Annotated in this window: 21 protein-coding genes and 1 tRNA gene; 14 read left to right on the top strand and 8 right to left on the bottom strand. The window is 65.3% G+C overall.

What is annotated here, in order from left to right; genetic code table 11:
- Nucleotides 1-276: 276 nt before the first annotated feature.
- From CMASS_RS05480 to CMASS_RS05470, 3 genes are all read left to right on the top strand, one after another.
- Nucleotides 277-747, top strand: coding sequence for an Rv1476 family membrane protein (locus tag CMASS_RS05480; protein WP_033399388.1), 471 nt, complete (start codon nt 277-279; stop codon nt 745-747).
- 656 nt (nt 748-1403) lie between these two features.
- Nucleotides 1404-3326 carry a DIP1281 family NlpC/P60 protein gene (locus CMASS_RS05475; RefSeq protein WP_022862006.1) on the top strand — a complete coding sequence of 641 codons (1923 nt, stop codon included), beginning with the start codon at nt 1404-1406 and terminating at the stop codon, nt 3324-3326.
- 24 nt (nt 3327-3350) lie between these two features.
- Complete coding sequence (locus CMASS_RS05470; RefSeq protein WP_022862005.1) at nt 3351-4439, top strand: ferrochelatase; 1089 nt, start codon at nt 3351-3353, stop codon at nt 4437-4439.
- Between the two features lie 12 nt (nt 4440-4451).
- Here CMASS_RS05470 and CMASS_RS05465 read toward each other — a convergent pair whose 3' ends face one another.
- Entirely contained in the window at nt 4452-5300 is an 849-nt protein-coding gene (locus CMASS_RS05465; protein WP_022862004.1) for a hypothetical protein, read from the bottom strand.
- 33 nt (nt 5301-5333) lie between these two features.
- Between CMASS_RS05465 and CMASS_RS05460 the strand changes: the two genes are divergently transcribed.
- On the top strand, nt 5334-6182 hold the full coding sequence (locus CMASS_RS05460; RefSeq protein ID WP_022862003.1) for a DUF3097 domain-containing protein: 849 nt from the start codon (nt 5334-5336) through the stop codon (nt 6180-6182).
- On the opposite strand, the gene CMASS_RS05455 is transcribed toward CMASS_RS05460, so the two are convergent.
- The 4 genes from CMASS_RS05455 to CMASS_RS05440 form a co-directional block, all read right to left on the bottom strand.
- Complete coding sequence (locus tag CMASS_RS05455) at nt 6179-6760, bottom strand: hypothetical protein (RefSeq protein WP_022862002.1); 582 nt, start codon at nt 6758-6760, stop codon at nt 6179-6181. The two genes, CMASS_RS05460 and CMASS_RS05455, sit on opposite strands and share 4 nt — an antisense overlap.
- Before the next feature lie 90 nt (nt 6761-6850).
- Nucleotides 6851-7621, bottom strand: coding sequence for a TVP38/TMEM64 family protein (locus CMASS_RS05450; RefSeq protein ID WP_084684342.1), 771 nt, complete (start codon nt 7619-7621; stop codon nt 6851-6853).
- Between the two features lie 33 nt (nt 7622-7654).
- Nucleotides 7655-8323, bottom strand: coding sequence for a GNAT family N-acetyltransferase (locus CMASS_RS05445; protein ID WP_156831743.1), 669 nt, complete (start codon nt 8321-8323; stop codon nt 7655-7657).
- 76 nt (nt 8324-8399) lie between these two features.
- Nucleotides 8400-8485 (bottom strand) — tRNA-Leu (locus tag CMASS_RS05440).
- Nucleotides 8486-8652: 167 nt separating this feature from the next.
- Between CMASS_RS05440 and CMASS_RS05435 the strand changes: the two genes are divergently transcribed.
- On the top strand, nt 8653-9192 hold the full coding sequence (locus CMASS_RS05435; protein WP_022861999.1) for a YbhB/YbcL family Raf kinase inhibitor-like protein: 540 nt from the start codon (nt 8653-8655) through the stop codon (nt 9190-9192).
- An 18-nt stretch (nt 9193-9210) separates the two neighbouring features.
- On the opposite strand, the gene CMASS_RS05430 is transcribed toward CMASS_RS05435, so the two are convergent.
- On the bottom strand, nt 9211-10359 hold the full coding sequence (locus CMASS_RS05430; protein WP_022861998.1) for a quinone-dependent dihydroorotate dehydrogenase: 1149 nt from the start codon (nt 10357-10359) through the stop codon (nt 9211-9213).
- A gap of 22 nt (nt 10360-10381) precedes the next feature.
- A complete protein-coding gene (locus CMASS_RS05425) occupies nt 10382-11452 on the bottom strand; it encodes an NHL repeat-containing protein (RefSeq protein ID WP_022861997.1) in 1071 nt (356 codons plus the stop codon).
- Nucleotides 11453-11557: 105 nt separating this feature from the next.
- Here CMASS_RS05425 and CMASS_RS05420 point away from each other — a divergent pair, with 105 nt between their 5' ends.
- The 7 genes from CMASS_RS05420 to CMASS_RS05390 all read left to right on the top strand — a co-directional run bounded on the left by CMASS_RS05420 (nt 11558) and on the right by CMASS_RS05390 (nt 19973).
- Nucleotides 11558-12385, top strand: a complete 828-nt coding sequence (locus CMASS_RS05420) for an undecaprenyl-diphosphate phosphatase (RefSeq protein WP_027018449.1) — start codon at nt 11558-11560, stop codon at nt 12383-12385.
- Between the two features lie 33 nt (nt 12386-12418).
- A complete protein-coding gene (gene mshC, locus CMASS_RS05415; RefSeq protein ID WP_027018448.1) occupies nt 12419-13672 on the top strand; it encodes a cysteine--1-D-myo-inosityl 2-amino-2-deoxy-alpha-D-glucopyranoside ligase in 1254 nt (417 codons plus the stop codon).
- Between the two features lie 21 nt (nt 13673-13693).
- A complete protein-coding gene (locus CMASS_RS05410; protein WP_027018447.1) occupies nt 13694-14074 on the top strand; it encodes a hypothetical protein in 381 nt (126 codons plus the stop codon).
- A gap of 25 nt (nt 14075-14099) precedes the next feature.
- A complete protein-coding gene (locus CMASS_RS05405) occupies nt 14100-14879 on the top strand; it encodes an HAD family hydrolase (protein ID WP_022861993.1) in 780 nt (259 codons plus the stop codon).
- 371 nt (nt 14880-15250) lie between these two features.
- Nucleotides 15251-16669 (top strand): aspartate ammonia-lyase, encoded by a 1419-nt coding sequence (gene aspA / locus CMASS_RS05400; RefSeq protein ID WP_156831755.1) that lies wholly within the window; start codon nt 15251-15253, stop codon nt 16667-16669.
- A 244-nt stretch (nt 16670-16913) separates the two neighbouring features.
- The gene (locus CMASS_RS05395; RefSeq protein WP_022861991.1) at nt 16914-18221 is read left to right on the top strand and encodes an anaerobic C4-dicarboxylate transporter; all 1308 of its coding nucleotides are present in this window, start codon (nt 16914-16916) and stop codon (nt 18219-18221) included.
- A gap of 87 nt (nt 18222-18308) precedes the next feature.
- The gene (locus CMASS_RS05390) at nt 18309-19973 is read left to right on the top strand and encodes a formate--tetrahydrofolate ligase (protein WP_022861990.1); all 1665 of its coding nucleotides are present in this window, start codon (nt 18309-18311) and stop codon (nt 19971-19973) included.
- On the opposite strand, the gene CMASS_RS05385 is transcribed toward CMASS_RS05390, so the two are convergent.
- Complete coding sequence (locus CMASS_RS05385) at nt 19970-20869, bottom strand: RecB family exonuclease (RefSeq protein ID WP_022861989.1); 900 nt, start codon at nt 20867-20869, stop codon at nt 19970-19972. The two genes, CMASS_RS05390 and CMASS_RS05385, sit on opposite strands and share 4 nt — an antisense overlap.
- 50 nt (nt 20870-20919) lie before the next feature.
- Here CMASS_RS05385 and CMASS_RS05380 point away from each other — a divergent pair, with 50 nt between their 5' ends.
- Complete coding sequence (locus CMASS_RS05380; protein ID WP_022861988.1) at nt 20920-22227, top strand: M18 family aminopeptidase; 1308 nt, start codon at nt 20920-20922, stop codon at nt 22225-22227.
- A gap of 69 nt (nt 22228-22296) precedes the next feature.
- Entirely contained in the window at nt 22297-23133 is an 837-nt protein-coding gene (locus CMASS_RS05375) for a tRNA (adenine-N1)-methyltransferase (protein ID WP_022861987.1), read from the top strand.
- The last annotated feature ends 1 nt before the right edge of the window (nt 23134 follow it).

The following is a 23134-nucleotide window of genomic DNA, read 5'->3' as shown; positions in this document are numbered from 1 at the left end:
CCGCCCTGCGCGTGTGTGCCGCGGGCCCGCGGCAAGAGCGTGCGTGCCGTACGGGCTCGCGAACGCGGGGCGCGTGAGACGAGACGAACGCGATGGTTCACCCATCGAGTATAGGTGGGTAAACCGTCGACTTCTGTCACTATAACAGTACGCTCGTCCTGTTTCAGCTTTTCCGGTCGTGCCTTGACCGAATTTTCCACTATTTGACCTACCGTAGGCGCGCGCCCGCGAAGAAAGGGGCGTATGTCACTGTCCACGCGCGAGGAGAACGGCCCCATGTTTGACCAGACCTATTTCGACGCCGTGGATCTCGCCGATCTGTCAGAGCAGTTGCGTGACGATGCCGTCGCGTTTACCAACCCAGACCTCGCGCGGGACCCGTCGGTGCAGGAGCAAATCCATGACAGTCTGCGGCCCGGCGACGGCATTGCCGTCGTAGATGTTGCTGACCAACCCTACGGCTGGGCGCGGGATGTGGCGACCAAGCTGCAAGAGGCGACCGGGTTGGACACCGTAATCGTTCAACAGCCCGGTAGTGTCTCCGCCGTCAGCGATAACTGGAGCCGGGCAGAGATCGAAGCCGCCCAGGCTCAAACCACGCCGGGGCAAAGTCAGGTCGACATGTTGCACACCTTCTACGACGCCCTCCCGGCTGGCGATCCGGCCTGGGGGCTTATCGTTCCGCTGGTCCTGGCGGTATGCGCGCTGGCTTTCTGGGGTGCATACCGGGCAGCAAACCGTCGGTAACGCGGGGCACGTGGGCTAGCCGACGGGCGGATGTTCTAAGTTCAGTCTGGTCTACAGACTTGACGTGGGTGGCCTGAATATGAGCCCCGATCAACGTTTCCTCCTTGATTGGCCGTTTGCTTGCGGGGGTAATGCGACCACAAGAGACGTTTATCAAACCGTGATGTGATGAAGAACACAGCAGTGGGGCGTGTCGGGCGTGTCTGCAGGTAAGGTGCGCATGCTAACGCGCGGGAGGCGTGCGTTCTGCTGTGAATTGTGAGAATTGAGTGCAGTGAGTGGGGTTAGTGGCATAAGGTGCTCATATCGCCTCAAGGGTTGACTTTGAAACCGTCTATTCCGAGCGAGTCCTTGACTGACGTACACACGGGCATGTGGGGAAGCACGCCGCGGTTATGCGCTTCAGTTGGGCGGCCACGCGCGGGTAGTGGGCTGGGTCGAAGTGTTCGTTTGGGGCACCGTGAAGAAACCGTTCTGAAAGACTATGCCCCCATTCGTACGACAAGTGTGCAGACTTGATTGTTGACTTCCCGTGATGCGGTGTTCGTAGAGCGACCGCGCAGTACACGCGTGCCATGCGCAGATGCAGGTGCGTGTGTGCGGGAAGTCCAGTCCACTGTGCATGCGTGCTGATGGGTGGCAGAAGGAGACGTTTCGTGGCCACCACTTTGTTCAAACGCTCGCGCCGACCCAAACGGGGCGGCGGGCTCATGCAGTCGGCCTTGGCGGCTGTTGCATGCACGACGACGCTGTCCGTCGTCGCACCGACCACACCCGCCGTAGCGAAAGAACCTGATCCCTCGGCAATCATCGGTGAACTGACGTCCAAGCTGGACGGCGGCTCGGCATCCATTGGTGATGTCGCCAGCGCGCTCGCCGGGGTCGAAGACGAGATCGCCCGCATCGAAGGCGAGATCGGCCAGTACCGCGAGGCCGTCAACCAGGCGCTCGTGGACCTCCAGGACGCCCGTTCGGAGTCCATCCAGGCGAAAAACGGCACCCGGACTGCGCAGGCCGAGTTGGACCAGGCACAAAAGGATCTTGATGCCGCCAAGGAGAAGCTGGATGATCTCTCCCGCACCGCGTACCGGCGCGCTAACACCAGCGAGGCCGTGACGAATGCCTCGGGCCAGGACGCCCGAGAAGACATGCTGGAGCGCCGTTCCTATCTGCGCGAGCAGGCCGAGGATCAGAAAAAGACCGTTGACAGCCTGGAGCGCGTGCGCACGGAAAAGGCGAACAAGGAGTCTCAGCTGCGCAAGGCAGAGGAACTCGCCGACAAGCGCGTGGACCGCGCCACCGAAGCGGAGTCGGCAGCCCGCGATCGCCTCTCCGATAGCCAGTCGCACATCGAGTCCTCGCTGAAGAAGCGCGACGAGCTCGTCGACAAGCAGGAGGCGGCACAGACCGCTATCGATGGCGCCCGGGACAAAGACAAGTCCGGAAGCGGCGAGAAGTCCGGTAGCGACGACAAGCACGGCGATGAGTCCGAGAAGAAGTCGGAGACTCACCAGTCCACCGACCAATCCGCCGCTACGCAGTCCTCGCAGGACGGAGATAAGTCGGCATCGGCACGCACGAGCGACAAGTCCGAGAACAAGTCCTCCGACGCGAAGTCGGACGACGCGAAGACGGATGCTGCGGACAAGGCCGACGAGAAGGGCGCCAAGGAGGAAGGCATCACGGAGGAGCAGAAGAAGCAGCTTCTCGATGCCGCGTTCCAGGCCGCCGCCGACATCGTGGCGGACTCGCAGCCGGACCACGCCGCTTTCGAGGAAACCGCCTACGAAGACGGCGCGACCATCCCGGCGATCCAATACGACGGTGCGGCTAGCCAGCAGGGCGCCAACCAGCAGGGTGCTAACCAGCAGACTGGTGAGCAGAACGGCCAGCAGGCTACCAGCAACGGTCAGTCGGCAACCTCGAACCAGTCGGCACAGTCCGCGCAGTCCGCGCAATCGGCCCAGTCGGCGCAATCCGCGCAGAGCGGCACGGCCGACGGGACGTCGGACTCGCAGCAGCAGGCGCAGGGCATCACGAACACCGCCACCGGTGCGGACGAGGACCTGGTCAACGACCTCGATGGCGTCCTGGAAGATCTGGATACCTCGACCACGATTACTGACAAGGCCGGCGAGAAGATCTCGGATAAGTCCCGCGAGGACAAGATCGAGGCCGTCATCGACCGTGCGATGGCGCAGGTGGGCATGCCGTACGCCTGGGGCGGCGGCAACGCCAACGGCCCGACCAAGGGCATCAGTGACGGCGGTGTGGCCGACTCCCACGGCGACTACAACAAGGTCGGTTTCGACTGCTCCGGTCTGGTCATCTACGCCTTCGCAGCCGCCGGCATCTCCCTGCCGCACTTCACCGGGTACCAGTACCAGCGCGGTGAGAAGGTGGATCCCAGCCAGATGCAGCGCGGCGACCTCATCTTCTACGGCCCGAATGGCGGTGAGCACGTGGCCATCTACCTGGGCGACGGGCAGATGCTTGAGGCTCCGCAGTCCGGCTCCACCGTCTCGGTCAACCCGGTGCGCCAAGCCGGCATGGCTCCGTATGCCGTTCGCTTGATCTAAACCAAAAGTTGTAGTGTTTACAGCATGTCTGTAACTACTACGACGCCCGCGGAGTTCGACGCCCTCCTCGTTCTTTCCTTCGGTGGCCCGGAAGGAAACGAGGAGGTCGTTCCGTTTTTGGAGAACGTCACGCGGGGCCGCGGTATCCCGCGCGAGCGGCTCGCCCAGGTAGGAAAGCATTACTTCCACTTCGATGGCGTCAGTCCGCTCAACCGGCTGAACCGCGAGATGATTGCGAACATCGAAAAGGAGCTGGGCTCTCGCGGCCGTTCGTTGCCCGTCTACTTTGGCAACCGCAACTGGCACCCGTTTGCCACGGACACCGCCGAGCGGATGGCGCGCGACGGAGTGCGCAACGTAGCGGTCTTTGCCACCTCAGCGTGGGGAGGCTATTCCGCGTGCCGCCAGTACGACGAGGACATTGAACGCGTGCGGCAACACTTGGCCGAAAAGGGGCTGCCGGATATCACGTTCACCAAGATCCGGCAATTTTACGATCACCCCCAGTTCGTCTCCGATTTGGCAAAGAGCGTCCAGCGCGCGGTCGAGCAGGTCCCGGACGCGGAGCGAGACGCTACGGCGGTGCTGTTTTCGGCGCACTCGGTGCCGAACGCGCACGACGATGCCGGCGGGGCGGCAGGCGATAAGAATTTGTACTCGCGCCAGGTCGCGGAGGCGTCCCGCCTCGTCGCCGAGGCCGCGGGGGTCAGCGACTACTCGGTGGTGTGGCAGTCGCGCTCCGGCAACCCGCGCACCCCGTGGCTGGAGCCGGACGTGGTGGACTACACCACGGAGATTGCCACGACGGAGGGAGTGACCTCCGTGGTGGTCTGTCCCATCGGCTTTATTGCCGACCACATGGAGGTAATCTGGGACCTCGACACCGAGCTTGTCGATGCCGCCACGAAGCTCGGCGTCCGCGTCTTTCGCGCGGACACGGTGGGCACCCAGGCGTCGTTTGCGCATATGGTGGTCGACCTGTTGGAAGAGCTCGAATCCGGCGCCTTTGGCCGCGGCGAGTACGCGTCGCTGGGCCAGGTCACGGTCCAGGGGTGCACTCAAGACGGCGAACCGTGCGCCGTCGGGTGCTGCGAAATCAAACCCGCGAGCTAGCTAAAAGGCTGCTTAGCGGGAAAACTCCCGCACGCTGTAGGCCACGCCCGTCATGCGCGCGGCACGAATGTGCCGCCACAGGCGGAGCAGCTGCGGATCAAAAGAGTGGTCGCGGGCGCGCTCGGCGACGGCCTCAATGATCGCGGCGACGTTGTCGGCGCGTGCGAATAGCTTGGCCGCGCGGGCAGGAACCGCGGCGGGCAAACCGGGGGTGTCGTAAAAATCCGACAGCGTGCCCACTGTTAGCCGCGGGCGGGGGAGATCCGGCGCGGCGAACTCGGCCTGGGCGGCCGCGGCCTCAATCATGTCCGCGGACTCGTTGGTGGCCTCCGTCAGCAGCGCGTCCGCCTCGCCGGGAGACAGCCAGGCGGGGGCGGGCAGGGGCGTGGTTTCCTCGATAACCTCCCATTGGGTTCCCACCGCAGCGTCACGGCCGCTGTCACCGGTGGATCGGTGGGCGTCTGGGCGCGGGCCTGCGTCCGGGATGAGAACGAGGTGGCGGTCCGGATCGGCGGTGCGCACGACGATGGCCCCGCTGCGGTTGCGGGCAGCCCGTTTCGCCGATTCGCTGCCCGCCGGCAGTGCGGGGGCCTCGCCGGGGCCAGAAAGGATGAGGCGCACCACGGGTTCGCCGGGGCTGTCGCCGTCGGCGGCAGTGGTGGCGGTCGCGGCGGCGGTCGCCTCCTCGCGCACGAGCGCGAGGAGATCTACGAAAGGCCTCCCGTCGGCCACGGTCTGCTCGCCGCCGAGCGCGCGCAGGGCATCCAGGAAGTCGTCGGTCGCCGCGTGCCCGTAGAGCCAGGCTCCCAGCCAAACCGCGGTGTTTTGCAGTGGTGACCAGACCTCGGCGCGTATATCCATAGCGGGCCAGTGTAGGCGATAGGCTCATTCCCTATGAGTTTTGCTTCCCGTGACCCCTATGCCGGAGACATCTTCTCAGGACACCAGCGCAACCGCCCGCGGTCCTATCCGGAGGTGCCGGCGGAGCCCGGCATGGTGGTGGAGGTGCGTGGCGACGACTTCGTCGGCGCCGTCATGGGAGTGGATAAAACCATCTTCGGCGAAGTCGTGCGCTTAGAGGACCGGCACGGGGTCGAGCGGGTCTTCAACCTGGTCAAAGGCGGTTTCCTGTTCGAGGGCGAGCCGGTCACCTTGGTGCGGTACGTGCCCAAAGCCGCACCTCGCAAATCCAATTCGGGTTCTCGCCGGGTAGAAAATGTGGAGGCCAAGGTGGCGGCGCCGTCGCGCATCTGGGTGGAGGGCATCCATGATGCCGCCATCGTGGAGAAGGTCTGGGGCCATGATCTGCGCGTGGAGGGCGTGGTCGTGGAGTACCTCGAGGGCCTGGACAACTTGGAGGCTCGCCTCAAAGAATTCCAGCCGGGGCCTGGACGCCGCGTGGGGGTCTTGGCAGATCACCTGGTGGAGGGATCGAAAGAAACCCGCATGACGGAGACGGTGGGCGAGCACGTGCTTGTCACCGGACACCCTTACATCGACATCTGGGCGGCGGTGAAGCCCGAGCGCCTCGGCTTGCGCGAGTGGCCGGACGTGCCCTACGGCGAGGACTGGAAGACGGGCATCTGCCGCCGCGTCGGCTGGTCCGACCGGAAAGAAGGGTGGAACCGCGTCTATAACGCGGTCAATACCTTTAGGGATCTGGACTCGACGCTCATCGGCGCGGTCGAGCGGCTCGTGGATTTTGTGACCACCCCGGAACTGAGCAAGTCAGATCTGCTTTAGCGCTGGGGGTCGGCCGCGCGGTCCAGCACGCGCAGCGCCAGCTGCCAGCCGGCGGTCTCGGCGGCCCAGCCGGCCGCCTGCAGGCGCTGCGACATCGCCTGCTTGGAGATGCCGAGCTGCTCTGCCGCCTCGTTCTGGTTCCACCCGCCGCGCACCAGGCTCGTGGCCTCCCGGCCTTCCGGGGTGCGCTTGTGCAGGATGTGGCCCAGCAGCCCAAAAATGGCGGTGATATCGTCCGCCCGCGCGGCGCGCTCAGCGCGATCCACCTCCACGTCGTCTACGAGCGCATATACCTTGCCGGCGCGGGACGCTTTCCGGAGTGACCGCGTGGCCGCCTCCGCGGCCTCTTCCTCATCCGGGGCGATGCCGATGCCGATGGCCCAGGCGCCATCGGCAAGCAGCGCCATGGTGACCTCGTAGACGCTCTCGGCGGAATCCACGACCGCGCGGATGTCTTCCACGCCCAGGCGGGCGAATTCACCCACCCCGTCGAGGGTGGACAACGCCTCGGCAGACCGCCCCACCAGGTCAGAACGCTGGGCGGAACGACCACGGTAACGGGCGTGAATAGCGAACATGAGGCGGCGTGCTCCTTCCGGGATTTCGAGGGGTTGGTGGCGGCTGCGCGCTGGCGGTCACACACACCACTGACTACATGTGTGTGCAGTCTACCCGTGGCCCTTGACGCGGTCGCGGTGGGCATCGTAAAGCAACGCACCGATAGCGAAGACGGCCAGCACGGCCATGGCGGCGATGACCCACGGATCCGCGTGGCCGGTCAAGGTATCGCCGAAGAAGACGCCGAGCGCCGTGGTGGGGATGGAGCCGAGTGCGGTGGCCACGGTGAACTGCCCCAGCGGGATGGGGGTTAGGCCGGCCACGTAGTTGAGAATGGAAAAGGGCACGGCGCCGACCATGCGGAGCGTGACGATGGCCACCCATCCCCGGCGCTGCAAGTAATCGTTGATGCCAGCGACGGTGGGGTGGTGAAGGCGCGGCGCGATCCAACTTCCGAGCGCGCTGCGGACGGCGGTAAACGCCAGCATCGCCGAGATGGTCAGCGAGACGAGCGCGAGGGCGAACCCAGACCACGGGCCGAAGAGGATTCCGGCGGTGACGGTCCAGATAGTGCGGGGCAGGGGAAAGAGAGTGAAGACGACGTAGAGGGCGGCAAAGACCACCACGAACCAGGGGCCGGTGTGGTGGGCCCACGCGCGCAATTGCGCCATATCCACGTGGGTGAGGACAACCATCAGGGTGACGAGCGCAGCGCCGCCGGCGAGCACCGTCAGCCACCGCCTGGCGTCCCAGTGCGCGACGGCGCGCGCCCCATCCCGGATAAGCCCGCGGGCGAATGCCCACAGGCCGGAGAGGGTAGGTCGCCCAGGTTCTACAGTTCGCCGAGAGCGGTGCGTGCGAGTGTCTCCCGGGAAGTTCATGGGCGAGGATTTTAGCACCGCGCGGGCGGGTAGCTACTTCAACTCCTTGGTGTATGCGGCGCTGGCCGGATCTTCCGGCTCCCGCCACATAGCAATCTCCGGGGGATCGGAGAGCTTGTCACCGGGGATGTCGATCTCGCCCAACTCCACGAACCCGAACGAGCGGTACAGCGCCGCCGACTTCGGCGTCGACGCCTCCAAGTACACCGGGGAGTTCTGCGCGCGCTGTAAACCATGGCGCAAAAGGGTGGAGCCCACGCCGAGCCCCTGCGCGTCCGGGCTCACGCCCAGGGCGAAGGTGTACCAGTGCGGGAACGGTGGGTGGGCGGCCTCCGCGCGTGCCTCTCGGCGGGCGACGAAGGCGCTGGCGCGGCCAAAGAGCTTGACGTAGCGCGGCAGCAGGCGCACAAAGCGCGCGTTGGACATTTGCTCGCCGGGTTTGGCCCACAAGCCCACGCCGTAAATCTTGTCGCCTTCCACGGCCAAGTCGATCTTCCCGCGCTCGAAGTAGTGGCCGTAGACCTGGATCTCGTAGATGGCGCGGGCGAAATCCACCGGATCGTGGTCGGAGGCGTGCGCGAGGATGGAACGCACCGCGCGGTCTTCTGCGAAGACATGGGCCAGAAGCTCAATGGCCTCTGGGAGATCGTCCTTGCGCGCGGGTCGGATAGTGACGTTGTGGTTGTGCTTATCGTTCGGCATGCACCACACGATATAGAAAGTGAAAAAGCCCCGAGTCGCACCGTGGGAAACGATGTGTCTCGGGGCCTTTAGGCGGTGCCCGGAGGGGGACTTGAACCCCCACGTCCGTTAATAGGACACTAGCACCTCAAGCTAGCGCGTCTGCCATTCCGCCACCCGGGCTTATCTAATTTTTGTCTGTGCCTCAGGGGCACTTGAAATACAGTAGCCCCTCGGCCGTTTATTTTACAAATCGGCAGCGCAATGAGGTTTTTCAACGGGGTTTGAGACGGTGAATTGGCGGGAAAATTACTCTGACGTAATCCCACCTCCTCAGGTACAAAGGAGGCATGTCCGACATCAACGATTCTCGTTTCCCCGGTTCCAATCCGTTCGCGCCGCTGCGCGATCTGCCTTCTTTTACCCTGTCCAGCACGGACCTCGTCGACGGTGACGAGCTAGCTAAAAAGCACTGCCAGCTGGATAACGTTTCGCCCCAGCTGGAGTGGTCCAACCTGCCGGAGGGGACCGAGTCCCTGGCAGTGACCTGCTACGACCCGGACGCGCCGACCATGTCTGGCTTCTGGCACTGGGCGGCCTTCAACATCCCGGCGGATGTCACGGAGCTGCCCACAGGCGCCGGTTCCGCAGCCGATCTGGGAATCGACGGCGTGGTCTCGTTGGTCAATGACGGCGGCCAGCGGGAGTACATCGGCGCCCAGCCGCCGGCCGGCCACGGCCCGCACCGCTACATCTACATCGTGCACGCCGTCGACGTGCCGGCCCTGGACATCCCGGAGGATGCTTCCCCGGCGGTCCTGGGCTTTAACCTGCACTTCCACGCCTTGGGCCGCGCGGTCCTGTGGGGCTGGTACGAAGAGTCCGAGTAAACCGAACCCTTCCAGGGCCTACCGTTCGACGGCCTTCCATTCAAGGCCACTGCCCACGGCTTCAGAAATGTTTTCGAGGCCGTGGGCTTTCAGCTGTGTGGCGATGCCCCGGTGCACTCGGTGGATCCACCCCGGGCCGCCGTAGATGAACGCGGTGTAGGCCTGCAGCAGGGAAGCACCCGCTGCAATGCGCTCCCAGGCCTGCTGCGGCGTGGAGATGCCGCCGGCGCCGATGAGGACCAAGTCTTCGCCCACGCGCTCGTACAGCCGGCGGAGTACTTCCGTGGAGCGCTCGGTCAGCGGCGCGCCCGACACGCCGCCAGCGCCCATCTCTGCCACGCGCGACGCGGGCGTAGTGAGCCCCTCGCGGGAAATGGTCGTGTTGGTGGCCACAATGCCGGACAGGCCCATCTCGCCGGCCAGATCCGCAACCGCGTCAATATCCGGATCCGAAAGATCAGGCGCGATCTTCACCAGCACCGGGGTATCGGTGGACTCGGTGACCGCCTGCATGATGGGGCGCAGAGACTCGACGGCCTGCAGGTCGCGCAGCCCCGGCGTGTTGGGGGAGGAGACGTTGACGACGAGATAATCCGCCAGCCCGCCCAACAGGGAGGCCGAGCGGCGGTAGTCATCGACTGCTTCGTCGAGCGGGGTCTTTTTCGTCTTTCCGATGTTGATGCCGATGACGTCATCGGAGTGGCGCGCCCGGAGGTTTTTGGCCGCCGCCATAGCTCCGTGGTTGTTGAAGCCCATGCGGTTGAGCAGCGCCTTATCGGCCGGCAGGCGGAAAAGGCGCGGCTGCGGGTTGCCCGGCTGGCCGTATGCGGTGACGGTGCCCAGCTCGGCGTAGCCGAAACCGACCGGCCCCCAGGCATCGGCAGCCGCGGCGTTTTTGTCGAACCCGGCAGCCAACCCGAGCGGGCGCGGGAAGTGGACGCCGAAGACGGTCTGGGCCAGGGAATCGTCGTTGACCGGCACGATTCGGTTGACCGCGCGGTTAAGCGGGGTGGCCGCACTGAACCCGCGCAGCGCCGCGGTCATCCACGTGTGGATGCGCTCCGGGTCGATGGTGAACATGCCTTTGAGCGCCAGCTGGTACGCCGCGTCGAAGGCACGGCCCGGAAGCGAGGTGGGGTTATCCGCGGAAACGTGGTGCTGCGTCATGGGTGAAATTCGCCGTCCTTACCTACTTATCCAGCGCCGGATCCGAAACCACTTGGATCCCCTCGCCGGTTGCGGAGGCGAAGACCACGGTGCCATCGGCAAGCACGGTCATGCTCTGGGCATCGGCAAGCGTGTCGACCTGCCCCCGCGGTTCCGGAACGCCGGTAGAAATGTCGAATGCCTGCGCCTTATTGTTGTCCGTCGTGGTAGCCCAGGCAAGCTGGCGTTTCGCATCCCACGCCACCGCCCAGGGGGAGCCATCCGTCAGCCCCAGCTGGTGCAGGCGGACCACGTCATCATCGGTGTAGATGGCGATGCGCTTGCCGATCGTGTCCGACACCACAATGACCCCGTCGCGGCTCGTGGCGGCCTCGCCCAGGCCCTGGCCCACGCGGAGGCGGCCACCGGCGCGCGACTTGTCCAGATCCAGCGACTGGATCGTGGTGTCTGCGCGCTTGAGACGGACGATGCCGTCGTCCTTATCGCCGTTGCCCACCGCGAGCAGCTGATCCGTGCCTGCCTCGACGCGGATTTCTTCCGCGCGGGAGCCATCGCGATACACGGCGACGCGGTCGACGTCGCGCGAGGTGACGTAGAGATCCCCGGTCTCCGTGACCGTCGCGGCGGTGACTGGGAACTCCTCGTCGACCTTGACGTGGGAGACATCCGCGGGCGAGTCAGCCGGGACAAACAGCACCTCGTCGCCGCAGGGAGCGACGAATTTGTCCGGGTCGGTGGCGGTTGTGATGTCGCCGCACTCGCCAGGCAGGGAAATGGTCTTCGCCTTCCCGGCGCGGAAGTCATCGACCGACCCCACGGCTAGCGTGTCGCCGGAGCGCGCGGCGAGGGTGGTGCCGATCGATTCGAGGTCGGTGATGTCGTCGAGGCCGCGCGGCGCGTTGAGGATATCGCCGGCGAGCTTATCCCCGGATTCCTCGGTGCGCGGTGACTCCGCCGGGGTAGCGTTGCCCTGCACCTCGGCTTCCTTGGCGTCATCGGGCGGGGTGTTTGCCTGACACCCAGCGGCGGCCAGCGCGCCGGAAAGGGTCGCGGCGAGCGCTACGGCCGTTGCGGTGCGGCGCGGGAAATTCATCGACGATCCAAGCACGGCTGTTTATCGTAGCAGCGGGGCAGCTGTAGGCTGTGGCGGGTGAATAACGTCAGCACTCTCGCACAACAGTCTCCCGAGCTCACCGATATGAGCTGGTTGCAGACCATTGTCCTGTCCATTCTGCAGGGCCTGACCGAGTTCCTCCCCGTGTCCTCATCGGGGCACTTGCGCATCTTCTCCGAGCTGTTCTGGGGAGCCGATGCCGGCGCGTCCTTTACCGCCGTGATCCAGCTCGGCACCGAGCTAGCCGTCTTGGTCTACTTCGCGCCCATGATCTGGCAGATCCTCCGCGGGTGGTTCCGCGGCTGGGCGGACAAGGACTCCCGCGGTCAGGACTGGCGGATGGGCTGGTTCGTCATCGTTGGTTCCGTGCCCATTGTGTTTGCGGGCCTGTTCTTGCAGGACCTCATCCGCAGCACCTTCCGCAATCTGTGGGCCACCGCCGCGATGCTCATCCTATTCTCGTTCGTCTTCATTGCCGCCGAGAAGTGGGGGCAGAAGAAGCGCGACTTCGATCAGCTCACGTTCAAGGACGCGATCGTGATGGGCCTGTGTCAGTGCCTTGCGCTCATCCCCGGTGTCTCGCGGTCCGGCGGCACGATTTCGGGCGGTTTGTTCTTAGGTCTTAATAGGGAAGTGGCCACCCGCTTTTCCTTCCTGTTGGCCATCCCGGCTGTGCTTGGTTCCGGGCTCTTCGAGTTGAAGGACGCGCTCGACCCGTCCGCCGGACAGGTGGCCACGGTGCCGCAGCTGGCCGTGGGCACGGCCATCGCCTTCGTCATTGGCTACGCGTCTATCGCCTGGCTGCTGAAGTTCGTGTCCAACCACTCGTTCGCCTGGTTCGCGGCGTACCGCATTCCGCTGGGCCTGTTGGTCATGCTGCTGCTTGCCACGGGGGCAATCCAGCCGTATTAGCGCGCGAATATGGCCCTGACTACCATGGCGGGCATGCAAAATTGGCCTACTCCCTCCATTGAGTCCGTGCCGGGTGAAGCCCGCCAGCTGCACCTGCGGGACACCGCCGATGGCGCGGTGCGCCCAGTAGAAATTTCCGGGGATGAAGCCCGGATGTACGTCTGCGGCATTACCCCGTACGACTCGACTCACCTCGGCCACGCCGCGACTTACCTGACGTTCGATCTCATCTACCGCGTTCTGCTGGATAACGGCTACCGCGTCCACTACGTCCAGAACGTCACCGACGTCGACGATCCGCTCTTCGAGCGCGCCGAGCGCGACGGCGTGGACTGGCGGGAGTTGGGCGACGAACAGACCGCGCTGTTTCGCTCCGACATGGAAACTCTCGAGGCGTTCCCGCCGCAGGACTTCGTCGGCGCCATGGAAGCGATTGACGAGATCATTGACTTGGTTCAGCGCCTGCTGGACAACGGCGCGGCCTACGTGGTCGACGATCCGGACTACCCGGACGTTTACGCCTCGATAGCGGCCACCGAGCAGTTCGGCTACGAGTCCAATTACTCACGCGAGCAGATGGAGCAGTTCTTCGCCGAGCGCGGCGGCGATCCGGATCGCCCGGGGAAGAAGGATCCGCTCGACGCGCTTATCTGGCGCGCGCACCGCGATGGGGAGCCGAAGTGGGACTCGCCGTTCGGCCCCGGGCGGCCGGGCTGGCACGTGGAGTGTTCGGCCATCGCCACCAACCGCCTGGGCTCCACCTTCCACATCCAGGGCGGCGGCAACGATCTCATTTTCCCGCACCATGAATTTTCCGCCGCCCACGCGGAGGCCGGTTTGGGTGTGGACCGGATGGCCGACTTCTACGTCCATACCGGCATGATCGGCCTCGACGGGACCAAGATGTCGAAGTCCCTCGGCAACCTGGTGTTCGTTCACGAGCTGACCAAGCAGGGCTATGCCCCGTCCGCAATCCGCCTCGGCGTCTTTTCCGGCCACTACCGCAGCGAACGCGACTGGTCGGACGAGGTGCTCGAGGAGGCCTCTGCGCGCCTGCGCCGGTGGACCGCGGCCGTGGCCGAGCGCCCGGGCAGCTTGCCGCGTGCGCAGCGTTTGGTGTCCGATGTCCGCGCCGCACTGGCAGACGATCTGGATACCCCGACGGTGCTGCAGCGTGTCGATGAGTGGGCCCAGGAAGACCTCGAAGCCCACGGCGCCGACGACCCGGAGGCCGGGGATGTGGTGGCGACGGCACTTCATTCGCTGCTCGGCGTGCGGGCTCGCTGATCTTGGGTCACAATGAGCGGCATGAGCATCCGCGCTGATTTCCAAGCCGACGTCGACGAGTTCATCGGCGATCTCGAATCCTTTGCCACCGGTAGCTACCTCAAACCCGAAGAACGCGAGAACTGGGAGCAGCCGTTCGATCCGGCGGCGCTGCCGGGGCTGAAGTCGCGCATCGAGAACCTCCTCGACGCGCTGGACGAGCTGCCGGACGATCCGACCGGCCCGGTTCTGGCCACCATCGTCACGCGCCACGTCGAAGACATCGACGAATACAACGACTCGTTCGCTGGCGCGATTGTGGAAAAGGAAGAAAAAGACGAGCTGCGCGAGCTGATCTACAACGCCGCCGGCGCCACTGGGGCGGACGACGAAGCGCTGGCGCAGCTCCCGGATTTTTCCTAACCGCCCGCTGCGTACACTAAGCCCCATGTCGCATTCCACTCCCACCTCGCCGCAATCGCCTGGCACTCCCGCACCTTCCGAGCTCTCTGAGTCTTCCGGTGACTTTGCTCCCGCCGCCATTTTCTGGGACATGGACGGGACACTGGTCAACTCGGAGCCGCTGTGGGGCGAGGCGATGTATTACCTGGCATCGCTCATGGGGCATTCGCTCACCCCGGACGAGCGCGCGCAGACCATCGGCGCGGCGTTTCCCGACATGCTGCGCTACATGGCCCGCATTTCCGGCGTGGAGCTCACGGATGCGGACGCTGCCTATTACAAGGCGCAGCTGTTCAGCAAGATCAAAGACCTCTTCGCGCAGCGCTTGACGATGTTCCCTGGCGTCCGAGTGCTGTTGGCGGAGCTGCGACGCGCCGGCCTGCCGATGCTCGTGACCACCAATACCCAGCGAGAAGTCGCCGACTCGGCCATTACCGCCATCGGCCGGGAGTTTTTCACCGACACCATCTGCGGCGACGAGGTTCCGCAGGGGAAGCCGGCGCCCGACATGTACCTCGAAGCCGCGCGCCGCGTCGGCGCGGAACCGCAGCAGTGCTTAGTGTTCGAGGACTCGACGGCGGGTATGACCGCAGCGCTCGCCGCCGGGTGTCGCGTGATTGGGCTCCCCGAAACCGATGACATCTCCGTCCCGGACGGGGCGGTTCCCATCACCTCCCTGCGCGGTAGCGCACACCGCCACCTCGACGGGGCCACGGCGGCAGACGTCTTCGCCTGGTTTGAGCGGTTGCCCGCTTTTAGGGGATAGTTTTCAATCCTGTTCAACCGCCTCCACCGGCTGGTTATGATGGTCGAAGGTGTGCTTAACGGCCCCTTGGTTTAAGGCCTCATTTCGAATGAATTAGGAGTGTGACTGGATTGTCTAAGAACAGCAAAAAGGACAAGTCCAAGGACAAGGTCAAGAACAAAGACAAGAACCTGAAGAAGGATTCCCACGCCGTGGAGACGGATGAGGGAGTCAAGTTCGCCGACGTGAAGGCGCGGGCCAAGGAAGCCGCTGCGGATGACAATGCCACCGCCGCGGTCGAGGCCGAGCACGGCGTGCGTGACGATGCCCAGGGGAAAGCCGGCGAGGCCGACACCACCGATCCGGGCGCCCAGGCTGCTCAGTCCGGCAAGATGCGTTCCGAAGAGGATCTGCTCGGTGCGCTCGACGTGCCGGCTGACGCGTACTACGGCGTCCACACCACCCGCGCCATCAACAACTTCCAGATCTCCTACGTCACCATTAACTCCATCCCGGCGTTTATTCGCGGCATGGTCATGGTGAAGAAGGCGGCCGCGATGGCCAACCGCCGTCTGCACACCCTGCCGGGCGACAAGGCCGAAGCGATCATCTGGGCCTGCGACCAGATCCTGGAAGAGGGCCGGTGCATGGACCAGTTCCCGATCGACGTCTTCCAGGGCGGCGCGGGCACCTCGGTCAACATGAACACCAACGAGGTCGTGGCCAACCTGGCACTGGAGTACCTGGGCAAGGAGAAGGGCTCCTACGACATCATCAACCCGAACGATGACGTCAACATGTCCCAATCCACCAACGACGCGTACCCGACCGGCTTCCGCCTCGGCCTGTACACCGCCGTCGAGCAGCTCATCGAGCGCTTCGACGAGCTGCAGGACGCGTTTTCCGCCAAGGCAGACGAGTTCCACGACTACCTGAAGATGGGCCGCACCCAGCTGCAGGACGCGGTCCCGATGACCCTGGGCGACGAGTTCAAGGCATTCGCGCACAACCTGCAGGAAGAGCAGGCCGTGCTGCGCGACGCGCAGGCGCGCCTCCTCGAGGTCAACCTGGGTGCTACCGCCATCGGCACGGGCGTGAACACCCCGGCCGGCTACCGCCACCAGGTCACCGCCGCGCTGTCCGAGGTGACCGGTTTGGACATCAAGTCCTCCCGCGACCTTATCGAGGCGACCTCGGACACCGGTTCCTACGTCCTGTTGCACTCCGCCATCAAGCGCGCCGCAAGCAAGCTGTCCAAGATCTGCAACGATCTCCGCCTGCTGTCGTCCGGCCCGCGCGCCGGCCTCCACGAGATCAACCTGCCGCCGGTCCAGGCGGGCTCCTCCATCATGCCGGGCAAGGTCAACCCGGTCATCCCGGAGGTGGTCAACCAGGTGTGCTTCAAGGTGCACGGCAACGACGTCGCCGTGTCCATGGCTTCCGAGGCGGGCCAGCTCCAGCTCAACGTCATGGAGCCGGTGATCGGCGAGGCGCTGTTCCAGTCCATCCGCATCATGGGCAACGCCGTGAAGACTCTGCGCACCAAGTGCGTCGAGGGCATCACCGCTAACAAGGACGTCTGCCGCAAGTACGTGGAGGATTCCATCGGCATCGTCACCTACCTCAACCCGTTCATCGGTCACCACAACGGCGACATGATCGCCAAGGAGTCCCTGGAGACGGGCAAGGGCGTGCGCGAGCTCGTCTTGGAGAAGGGCCTGCTCGATGAGGCCACCCTCGACCGCGTTCTGTCCGTGCAGAACCTGATGCACCCAGAGTTCCGCGGCAAGCTGTACCTCGACGAGGACTAATTCACCCCGCTAGGGAAGAGCGAACGCATACCCCCGCCTTTCCGGCGGGGGTATTTTGCTGCCCACACGCCGATGTGTGACCGGACACAATTGGGTCTGTCAGTTAGGTATAAGGCAGATTGGTAAGGACAATGAGAAGCGGAGCGAAAAGCCTTTCGCGTCCCCGTCCGCGTCGGTGTTGTCTGCCCGTTTCGCCGCGCGGAGCGCGGCCCTAAAACGTGCCTAGACCACGGAGTATCTGGCAATGGTCATCGTCCACATCCTCATCGTGCTGGCGGCCATCTTCCTAGGCGCCCGCCTTGGTTCCATCGCCATCGGCTTTGCTGGCGGCCTCGGCGTACTGCTGCTCGGCCTGACCGGCATCCCGGTTACGCGCGAAGACATTCCCTTCGACGTCATCGGCATCATCATGTGCGTCATCGCCGCCATCGCCGCGATGCAGCGCGCCGGCGGCATGGACTACCTCGTCCACGTCGCGGAGCGCTGGCTGCGCAAGAACCCGAAGCACATCACGTTCTACGCGCCCATCGTCACGTGGCTGATGACCGTCCTGGCAGGCACCGGGCACACGGCCTTTTCCACCCTGCCCGTCATCGTGGAGGTGTCCAAGGAAGGCGGGGTGCGCCCGTCACGCCCGCTGTCCGTGGCGGTGGTCGCCTCCCAGATGGGTATTGTCGCCTCGCCGATTTCCGCAGCGGTCGTGCTGATGGCCTCGCTCCTCGAGCCGATGGAGGTGGGCTACCTCCAGGTGCTTGCGGTGGTCATCCCGGCGACGTTCCTGTCCATCTTCCCGGCCGCATGGCTGGCAAACCGCTCTGGCAAGGAACTCGACGACGATCCCGTCTACCGCGAGCGCATGGCTAACGGCCAGGTGAAACCGCCGCGTGGGGCCGATACGTACGTCGCGCCCAAGGGCGCAAAACTGTCGGTGGGTATCTTCGCTGCCGCGATCCTCATCGTGATGGCGTACGCGACGATCACCTCGGAGCAGGTCGGGCTCATCACCGATCCGACGCTGCCGCGCAATGAGGCCATTATGACCGTCATGCTCACCGCCGCGGCCATCATCGTCATGGCCACCCGCATCCCGGCCGCGGACGTGCTCAGTGCCCAGGTGTTCCGTTCCGGTATGTCCGCCTGCATCTGCGTGCTCGGCGTGGCCTGGCTGGGCACGACCCTCATCAACCACTACATCGATGACATCCAGTCGCTGTCCGGCTCCATCATTGAGTCCCACCCGTGGCTGCTGGCCGTCGTGCTGTTCTTCGCGGCGTCGCTGCTGTACTCGCAGGCGGCAACCGCGAAGGCGCTCATGCCGGCCGCTCTCGCGCTGGGCGTCAGCCCACTGACCGCGCTGGCCGCGTTCCCGGCCGTGTCCGCGCTGTTTATCCTCCCGACCTACCCGACGCTTCTGGCCGCGGTGGAAATGGACGACACGGGCTCGACTCGCATCGGCAAGGCGGTGTTCAACCACCCGTTCCTGCTGCCCGGCGTGGTCAGCATCGGGCTGTCCGTGCTGTTGGGCTACGCCCTCGGCGCCGTAGTGCTCTAGCAGCAGTGCTGCTGGTTAAGCACCACCCAGAATCTTCTGGTGCCAAACTCGTGACGTCGCTCGACAGACTGGTTAGTCTAAGTAGGTATGACTCACCAGCCATCAGACGTAGAAATCGCTCAGGCACACCAGCTTGAGCCCATCGCCGACATCGCTAAGAAGGCGGGCATCCCCTCCGCGGCCCTCATCCCGTACGGAAACACCAAGGCCAAGGTCGACATCACCAAGATCGGTGAGTACGCCCCGAAGGGCAAGGTCGTGCTCGTCACCGGCGTCTCGCCGACCCCGGCGGGTGAGGGCAAGTCCACCGTTCTCATCGGACTGACGGACGCGCTCACCCTCGCCGGCCAGAAGGCTATCGTGGCCCTGCGTGAGCCCTCGCAGGGGCCGGTTATGGGCATCAAGGGCGGCGCCGCGGGCGGTGGGTACGCGCAGATCGTGCCGATGGAGGACATCAACCTCCACTTCACCGGCGACTTCCACGCCATCTCCGCGGCGACCAACACGCTCGCGGCCATCATCGACAACCACATCCACCAGGGCAACACGTTGGGTATCGACCCGCGCAACGTCACCTGGCAGCGCTGCATCGACGTCAACGACCGCGCCCTGCGCAACGTGATCACCGGCCTCGGTGGCAAGGCCCACGGCGTGCCGGCGGAGACGCGTTTTACCATCACCGCGGCATCGGAAATCATGGCCATCCTCGGCCTGGCCACCAGCCTGGAGGACCTGAAGAAGCGGCTCGGGGACATCACGGTCGGATACACCTTCGACAAAAAGCCGGTCACCGCACGCGACCTCGAAGCCGAAGGCGCCCTGACCGCGCTCATGCGGGATGCGCTCAACCCGAACCTCGTGCAGACCCTGGGCGGCACCCCGGCGTTCGTGCACGGCGGCCCGTTCGCCAACATCGCGCACGGGTGCAACACGTTGCTCGCCACCAAGACCGCCCAGCGTTTCGGCGACATTGTCCTGACCGAAGCCGGCTTCGGCGCGGACTTGGGCGGCGAGAAGTTCTTCGACATCAAGGCGCGCTTCGGCGATATCGACGTCGCCGGCGCCGTGGTCGTGGCCACGATCCGCTCGCAGAAGTACAACGGCGGCGTGGCCAAGGCGGATCTCGGCGAGGAAAACGTCGATGCGCTGCGCGCCGGCATCAAGAACTTGGAGCGCCACGTGGACAACGTCCGAAACTTCGGCGTCACCCCGGTGGTCGCTCTTAACCTGTTCCCCTCGGACACCGCCGCCGAGCGCGAGTTCATGCGCGAGTGGGCCGCGGACTTCGGCGTCGCGCTGGAGGAGGTCACCGTACACGCTGACGGCGGCAAGGGAGCGACCGCGCTGGCGAATACGCTCCTGGACAACCTCGGCGGCGATTCGCACACGCTCTATGACCCAGCCGCTGGGGTAGAGGCGTCCATCGAAAAGATCGCCACCACCGTCTACCGCGCCGATGAGGTTGTCTACTCCGCGCGGGCGAAAAAGGACCTGAAGGCGATCGCGGAAAACGGCTGGGACACCATGCCCGTGGTGATCTCCAAGACGCAGTATTCCTTCAGCGATGACCCGGCCGAACTCGGCGCGCCGGAAGGACACACGCTGCACGTCCGCGAGCTGCAGCCACGCACCGGCGCCGGTTTCATCGTGGCGCTCACCGGCGACGTGATGACCATGCCGGGGCTTCCCAAGAAGCCGGCCGCCAACGGCATCGACGTCGCCGCCGACGGCATGATCTCCGGCTTGTTCTAGGCCTGCTGGGGCTGCTGGGCCTGCTGGTCGCCCACCGCTCCGGGCCACCCGGGGTAGGCGGGAGGCGTGCCGCCGAACTCGGGGCAGTACTCCTGGAAGGCGCACCATCCGCACAGCTTGCTGGGCCGGGGGCGGAAGTCCCCGGTCTTGCCATCGCCGACGATCTTGGACCACAGCTCGCCCAGGTCGCGCTCGAAGTACTCCAGCTCTTCGCGGGTGGGGGCGAGGAACATTGAGTCGTTGACCTTGAGGTACATCAGCCGCAGCTGGGTGGGAAGGATGCCCAAAAGCCGCCAATACACCAGGGCGTAAAAGCGCATCTGGAACGTTGCGTTGTGGGAAAAGCGCGGCTTCGGCTTCTTGCCGGTCTTATAGTCCACCACGCGCACCTCGCCGGTGGGGGCGACGTCCACACGGTCGATGAACCCGCGCACTGGGACGCCGTTGGGCAGGATGGTGTTGACGTACATCTCCACCCGATCGGCATCGAAACCCTGCGGGTTTTCCATCTGGAAATACCCTTTGACCAGGCTGCGGACCTCAATGAAGAAGCCGAGGGTTTCGTCCTCCGGCACGAGCTCTAGAAGCTCCGCGTCGGCTTCGACCATCTCCGCCCACGTCGGCTTGATGAGCTTGACCGCCGCCGGGTACGTCCGTTCCGCCCGCGGCCAGCCGTGCATCTTCTCCAACACCGCGTGCACCAGCGTGCCGCGCACCTGCGCCAGTGTCTTGGGCTCTGGCAGCTTGTCGATGCTGCGCAGGCGGTACAGCAGCGGGCACTGCTGGTAGTCGGACGCGCGGGACGGCGAGAGGGCCAGCGGCCGCGGCTTCTTTTTCCGGGAGACCGGAACGGCGAGCGCTTCCTGGTGCGAATCTTCAGGGCGTGAATCGGGCATAGCCCTCATAGCGTATCGCCTGAGCGGGCGGACGTGGCAATGTAGTAGGCATGACTAATTCGACTTCGACCCCCGCAGCGCAGGACTCGCTGGATGACTTCCGCGACTTCATCGCGGCCAGCCCCTCGAGCTTCCACGCCGCCGACGAGGTGGCCCGCCGCCTGGAGCACAGTGGTTTCACCATCCACGACGAGAAGGACGCGTGGGATGCGGCACCCGGCGGCCACGTCATGGTCCGCGGCGGCGCCGTGATGGCCTGGTACGTGCCGGAAGGAGCAGGCGCGGAGTCCGCGTTCCGCATCGTGGGCGCCCACACCGATTCGCCGGGGTTTAGCGTCAAGCCCAATCCGGACTCCACCCGCTCTGGTTGGGACCAGGTCGCCGTCGAGGTCTACGGCGGGCCGATCATCCGCAGCTGGTTCGATCGCGAGCTCACCCTCGCCGGCCGGGTGGTCACGCGCGACGGCCGCGAGCGGTTGGTGAGCACCGGCCCCATCGCGCGTATTCCGAACCTGGCCATCCACCTGGAGCGCACCAACGACTTCACGCCGAACCTGCAGGAGCACCTGCAGCCGATCCTCTCCGCCCACGACGCGAGCGCCCCGGCTTTTTCCCCGGTGCGCACCGCGCTGGCCACGGCTGCGGATCTGCGCCCGGAGGACATCGTGTCCTTCGAGCTCATCACCGCCGATACACAGCGCGGTGAGTATTTCGGCCCAGACGGCCAGTTCTTCGCCGCCGGCCGCATGGACAACCTGTCGTCGGTGTACGCGGGGATGCGGGCGATGGAGCGGGCATCGGCAAGCGCCGCGCAGACCTCCGACGTCCTGGTCCTTGCCGCTTTCGACCACGAAGAGGTCGGCTCGGCCTCCCGGGCGGGCGCGGCCGGCCCAATCTTGGAGGACGTACTCACCCGCACCGGCACCGCGCTCGGCATGGACACGGAGGCCCTGCGCCGCAGCTTTACCCGGTCCAGCTGCGTGTCTGCCGATGCCGCGCACGCCGTGCACCCCAACTACGCCGCCAAGCACGACGCGGGCCACCAGCCGGCGATCGGTCTGGGCCCGGTGACCAAGATCAACGGCAAGCAGCGCTACGCCACCGACGCGGTCACCCGGGCGCGGTGGGAGAGTGTCTGCCGCGATGCCGGGGTCCCGGTGCAGCAGTTCGTGGGCAACAACGACGTGCCGTGCGGTTCCACCATCGGGCCTATCACCGCCACCCGCCTGGGCATTCCGACTGTCGATGTCGGCGTGCCCATGCTGTCGATGCACTCCGCCCGCGAGATGATCGGCGTGGATGACCAACTATGGCTGGAGCACGCCCTTGCGGCATACTTCGGTGCAACGGATCACTAGTTACGCCGCGCACCGACACCACAGCGGCTCACACACACTCACAACCGGGGAAGGGAGCACACAGTACCCATGGCCTATTCCGGCCCATTCCAATACGGCGACCGCGTCCAACTCACGGACACCAAGCGCCGCCACTACACCGTTGTCCTGCAGGAAGGCGGGAAGTTCCACAGCCACAAGGGCATCATTGAGCACGACGACATCGCCGGCCGCGACGAAGGCTCGGTAGTGACCTCCACGCTGGGCTCGGACTTCCTCATCTTCCGCCACCTCATGGTCGACCACGTGCTGTCCATGCCCCGCGGCGCGGCGGTGATCTACCCGAAGGACGCGGCGCAGATCTTGGTCGAGGGCGATTTTTTCATGGGCGCCCGCGTCCTCGAGGCCGGCGCGGGGTCTGGCGCGTTGTCCATGTCGCTGCTGCGCGCCGTTGGCCCCGAAGGCCGCGTATTTTCCTACGAGGTGCGCGACGATCACTTGGAGTACGCGGTGGACAACGTGCGCGAGTACTTTGGCGAACAGCCGGAGTGGTGGACCCCGCAGCTGGGCGATCTGGCCGACGTGACCGTCGAGGATCTGGGCGGCCCGGTCGACCGCGTCATCCTCGACATGCTGGAGCCGTGGGAACACCTGGCCAAGGTGCGTGACCTGCTCATCCCGGGTGGGGTGTTCATGACGTACGTGGCCACCGTCCCGCAGCTGATGAAGGTCATGGAGGGAATCCGCGAGCTGCAGTGCTTCACCGAGCCGCGCGCCTGGGAGTCCCTGGTGCGCGAGTGGCGGGTGGAGGGCCTGGCCACCCGCCCGGAGCACCGCATGAACGCGCACACGGCGTTCCTCATCATGACGCGGCGGCTTGCCGATGGCGTCACCCCACCGCCTCCCAAGCGCAAAGCGCGGCGTTAGT

Source organism: Corynebacterium massiliense DSM 45435 (assembly GCF_028609805.1).
GTDB classification, from domain to species: domain Bacteria; phylum Actinomycetota; class Actinomycetes; order Mycobacteriales; family Mycobacteriaceae; genus Corynebacterium; species Corynebacterium massiliense.
Note: the sequence above shows the minus strand (reverse complement) of the source record. Positions and strands in the feature narration are given on the sequence as shown.

What these genes read in the sequence shown, in the direction of transcription:
- CMASS_RS05480 (WP_033399388.1), top strand. Translation starts at nt 277, where the DNA reads ATGTTTGACCAGACCTATTTCGACGCCGTGGATCTCGCCGATCTGTCA.
- CMASS_RS05470 (WP_022862005.1), top strand. Translation starts at nt 3,351, where the DNA reads ATGTCTGTAACTACTACGACGCCCGCGGAGTTCGACGCCCTCCTCGTT.
- CMASS_RS05465 (WP_022862004.1), bottom strand. Translation starts at nt 5,300, where the DNA reads ATGGATATACGCGCCGAGGTCTGGTCACCACTGCAAAACACCGCGGTT.
- CMASS_RS05460 (WP_022862003.1), top strand. Translation starts at nt 5,334, where the DNA reads ATGAGTTTTGCTTCCCGTGACCCCTATGCCGGAGACATCTTCTCAGGA.
- CMASS_RS05455 (WP_022862002.1), bottom strand. Translation starts at nt 6,760, where the DNA reads ATGTTCGCTATTCACGCCCGTTACCGTGGTCGTTCCGCCCAGCGTTCT.
- CMASS_RS05450 (WP_084684342.1), bottom strand. Translation starts at nt 7,621, where the DNA reads ATGAACTTCCCGGGAGACACTCGCACGCACCGCTCTCGGCGAACTGTA.
- CMASS_RS05445 (WP_156831743.1), bottom strand. Translation starts at nt 8,323, where the DNA reads ATGCCGAACGATAAGCACAACCACAACGTCACTATCCGACCCGCGCGC.
- CMASS_RS05435 (WP_022861999.1), top strand. Translation starts at nt 8,653, where the DNA reads ATGTCCGACATCAACGATTCTCGTTTCCCCGGTTCCAATCCGTTCGCG.
- CMASS_RS05430 (WP_022861998.1), bottom strand. Translation starts at nt 10,359, where the DNA reads ATGACGCAGCACCACGTTTCCGCGGATAACCCCACCTCGCTTCCGGGC.
- CMASS_RS05425 (WP_022861997.1), bottom strand. Translation starts at nt 11,452, where the DNA reads ATGAATTTCCCGCGCCGCACCGCAACGGCCGTAGCGCTCGCCGCGACC.
- CMASS_RS05420 (WP_027018449.1), top strand. Translation starts at nt 11,558, where the DNA reads ATGAGCTGGTTGCAGACCATTGTCCTGTCCATTCTGCAGGGCCTGACC.
- mshC (WP_027018448.1), top strand. Translation starts at nt 12,419, where the DNA reads ATGCAAAATTGGCCTACTCCCTCCATTGAGTCCGTGCCGGGTGAAGCC.
- CMASS_RS05410 (WP_027018447.1), top strand. Translation starts at nt 13,694, where the DNA reads ATGAGCATCCGCGCTGATTTCCAAGCCGACGTCGACGAGTTCATCGGC.
- CMASS_RS05405 (WP_022861993.1), top strand. Translation starts at nt 14,100, where the DNA reads ATGTCGCATTCCACTCCCACCTCGCCGCAATCGCCTGGCACTCCCGCA.
- aspA (WP_156831755.1), top strand. Translation starts at nt 15,251, where the DNA reads ATGCGTTCCGAAGAGGATCTGCTCGGTGCGCTCGACGTGCCGGCTGAC.
- CMASS_RS05395 (WP_022861991.1), top strand. Translation starts at nt 16,914, where the DNA reads ATGGTCATCGTCCACATCCTCATCGTGCTGGCGGCCATCTTCCTAGGC.
- CMASS_RS05390 (WP_022861990.1), top strand. Translation starts at nt 18,309, where the DNA reads ATGACTCACCAGCCATCAGACGTAGAAATCGCTCAGGCACACCAGCTT.
- CMASS_RS05385 (WP_022861989.1), bottom strand. Translation starts at nt 20,869, where the DNA reads ATGCCCGATTCACGCCCTGAAGATTCGCACCAGGAAGCGCTCGCCGTT.
- CMASS_RS05380 (WP_022861988.1), top strand. Translation starts at nt 20,920, where the DNA reads ATGACTAATTCGACTTCGACCCCCGCAGCGCAGGACTCGCTGGATGAC.
- CMASS_RS05375 (WP_022861987.1), top strand. Translation starts at nt 22,297, where the DNA reads ATGGCCTATTCCGGCCCATTCCAATACGGCGACCGCGTCCAACTCACG.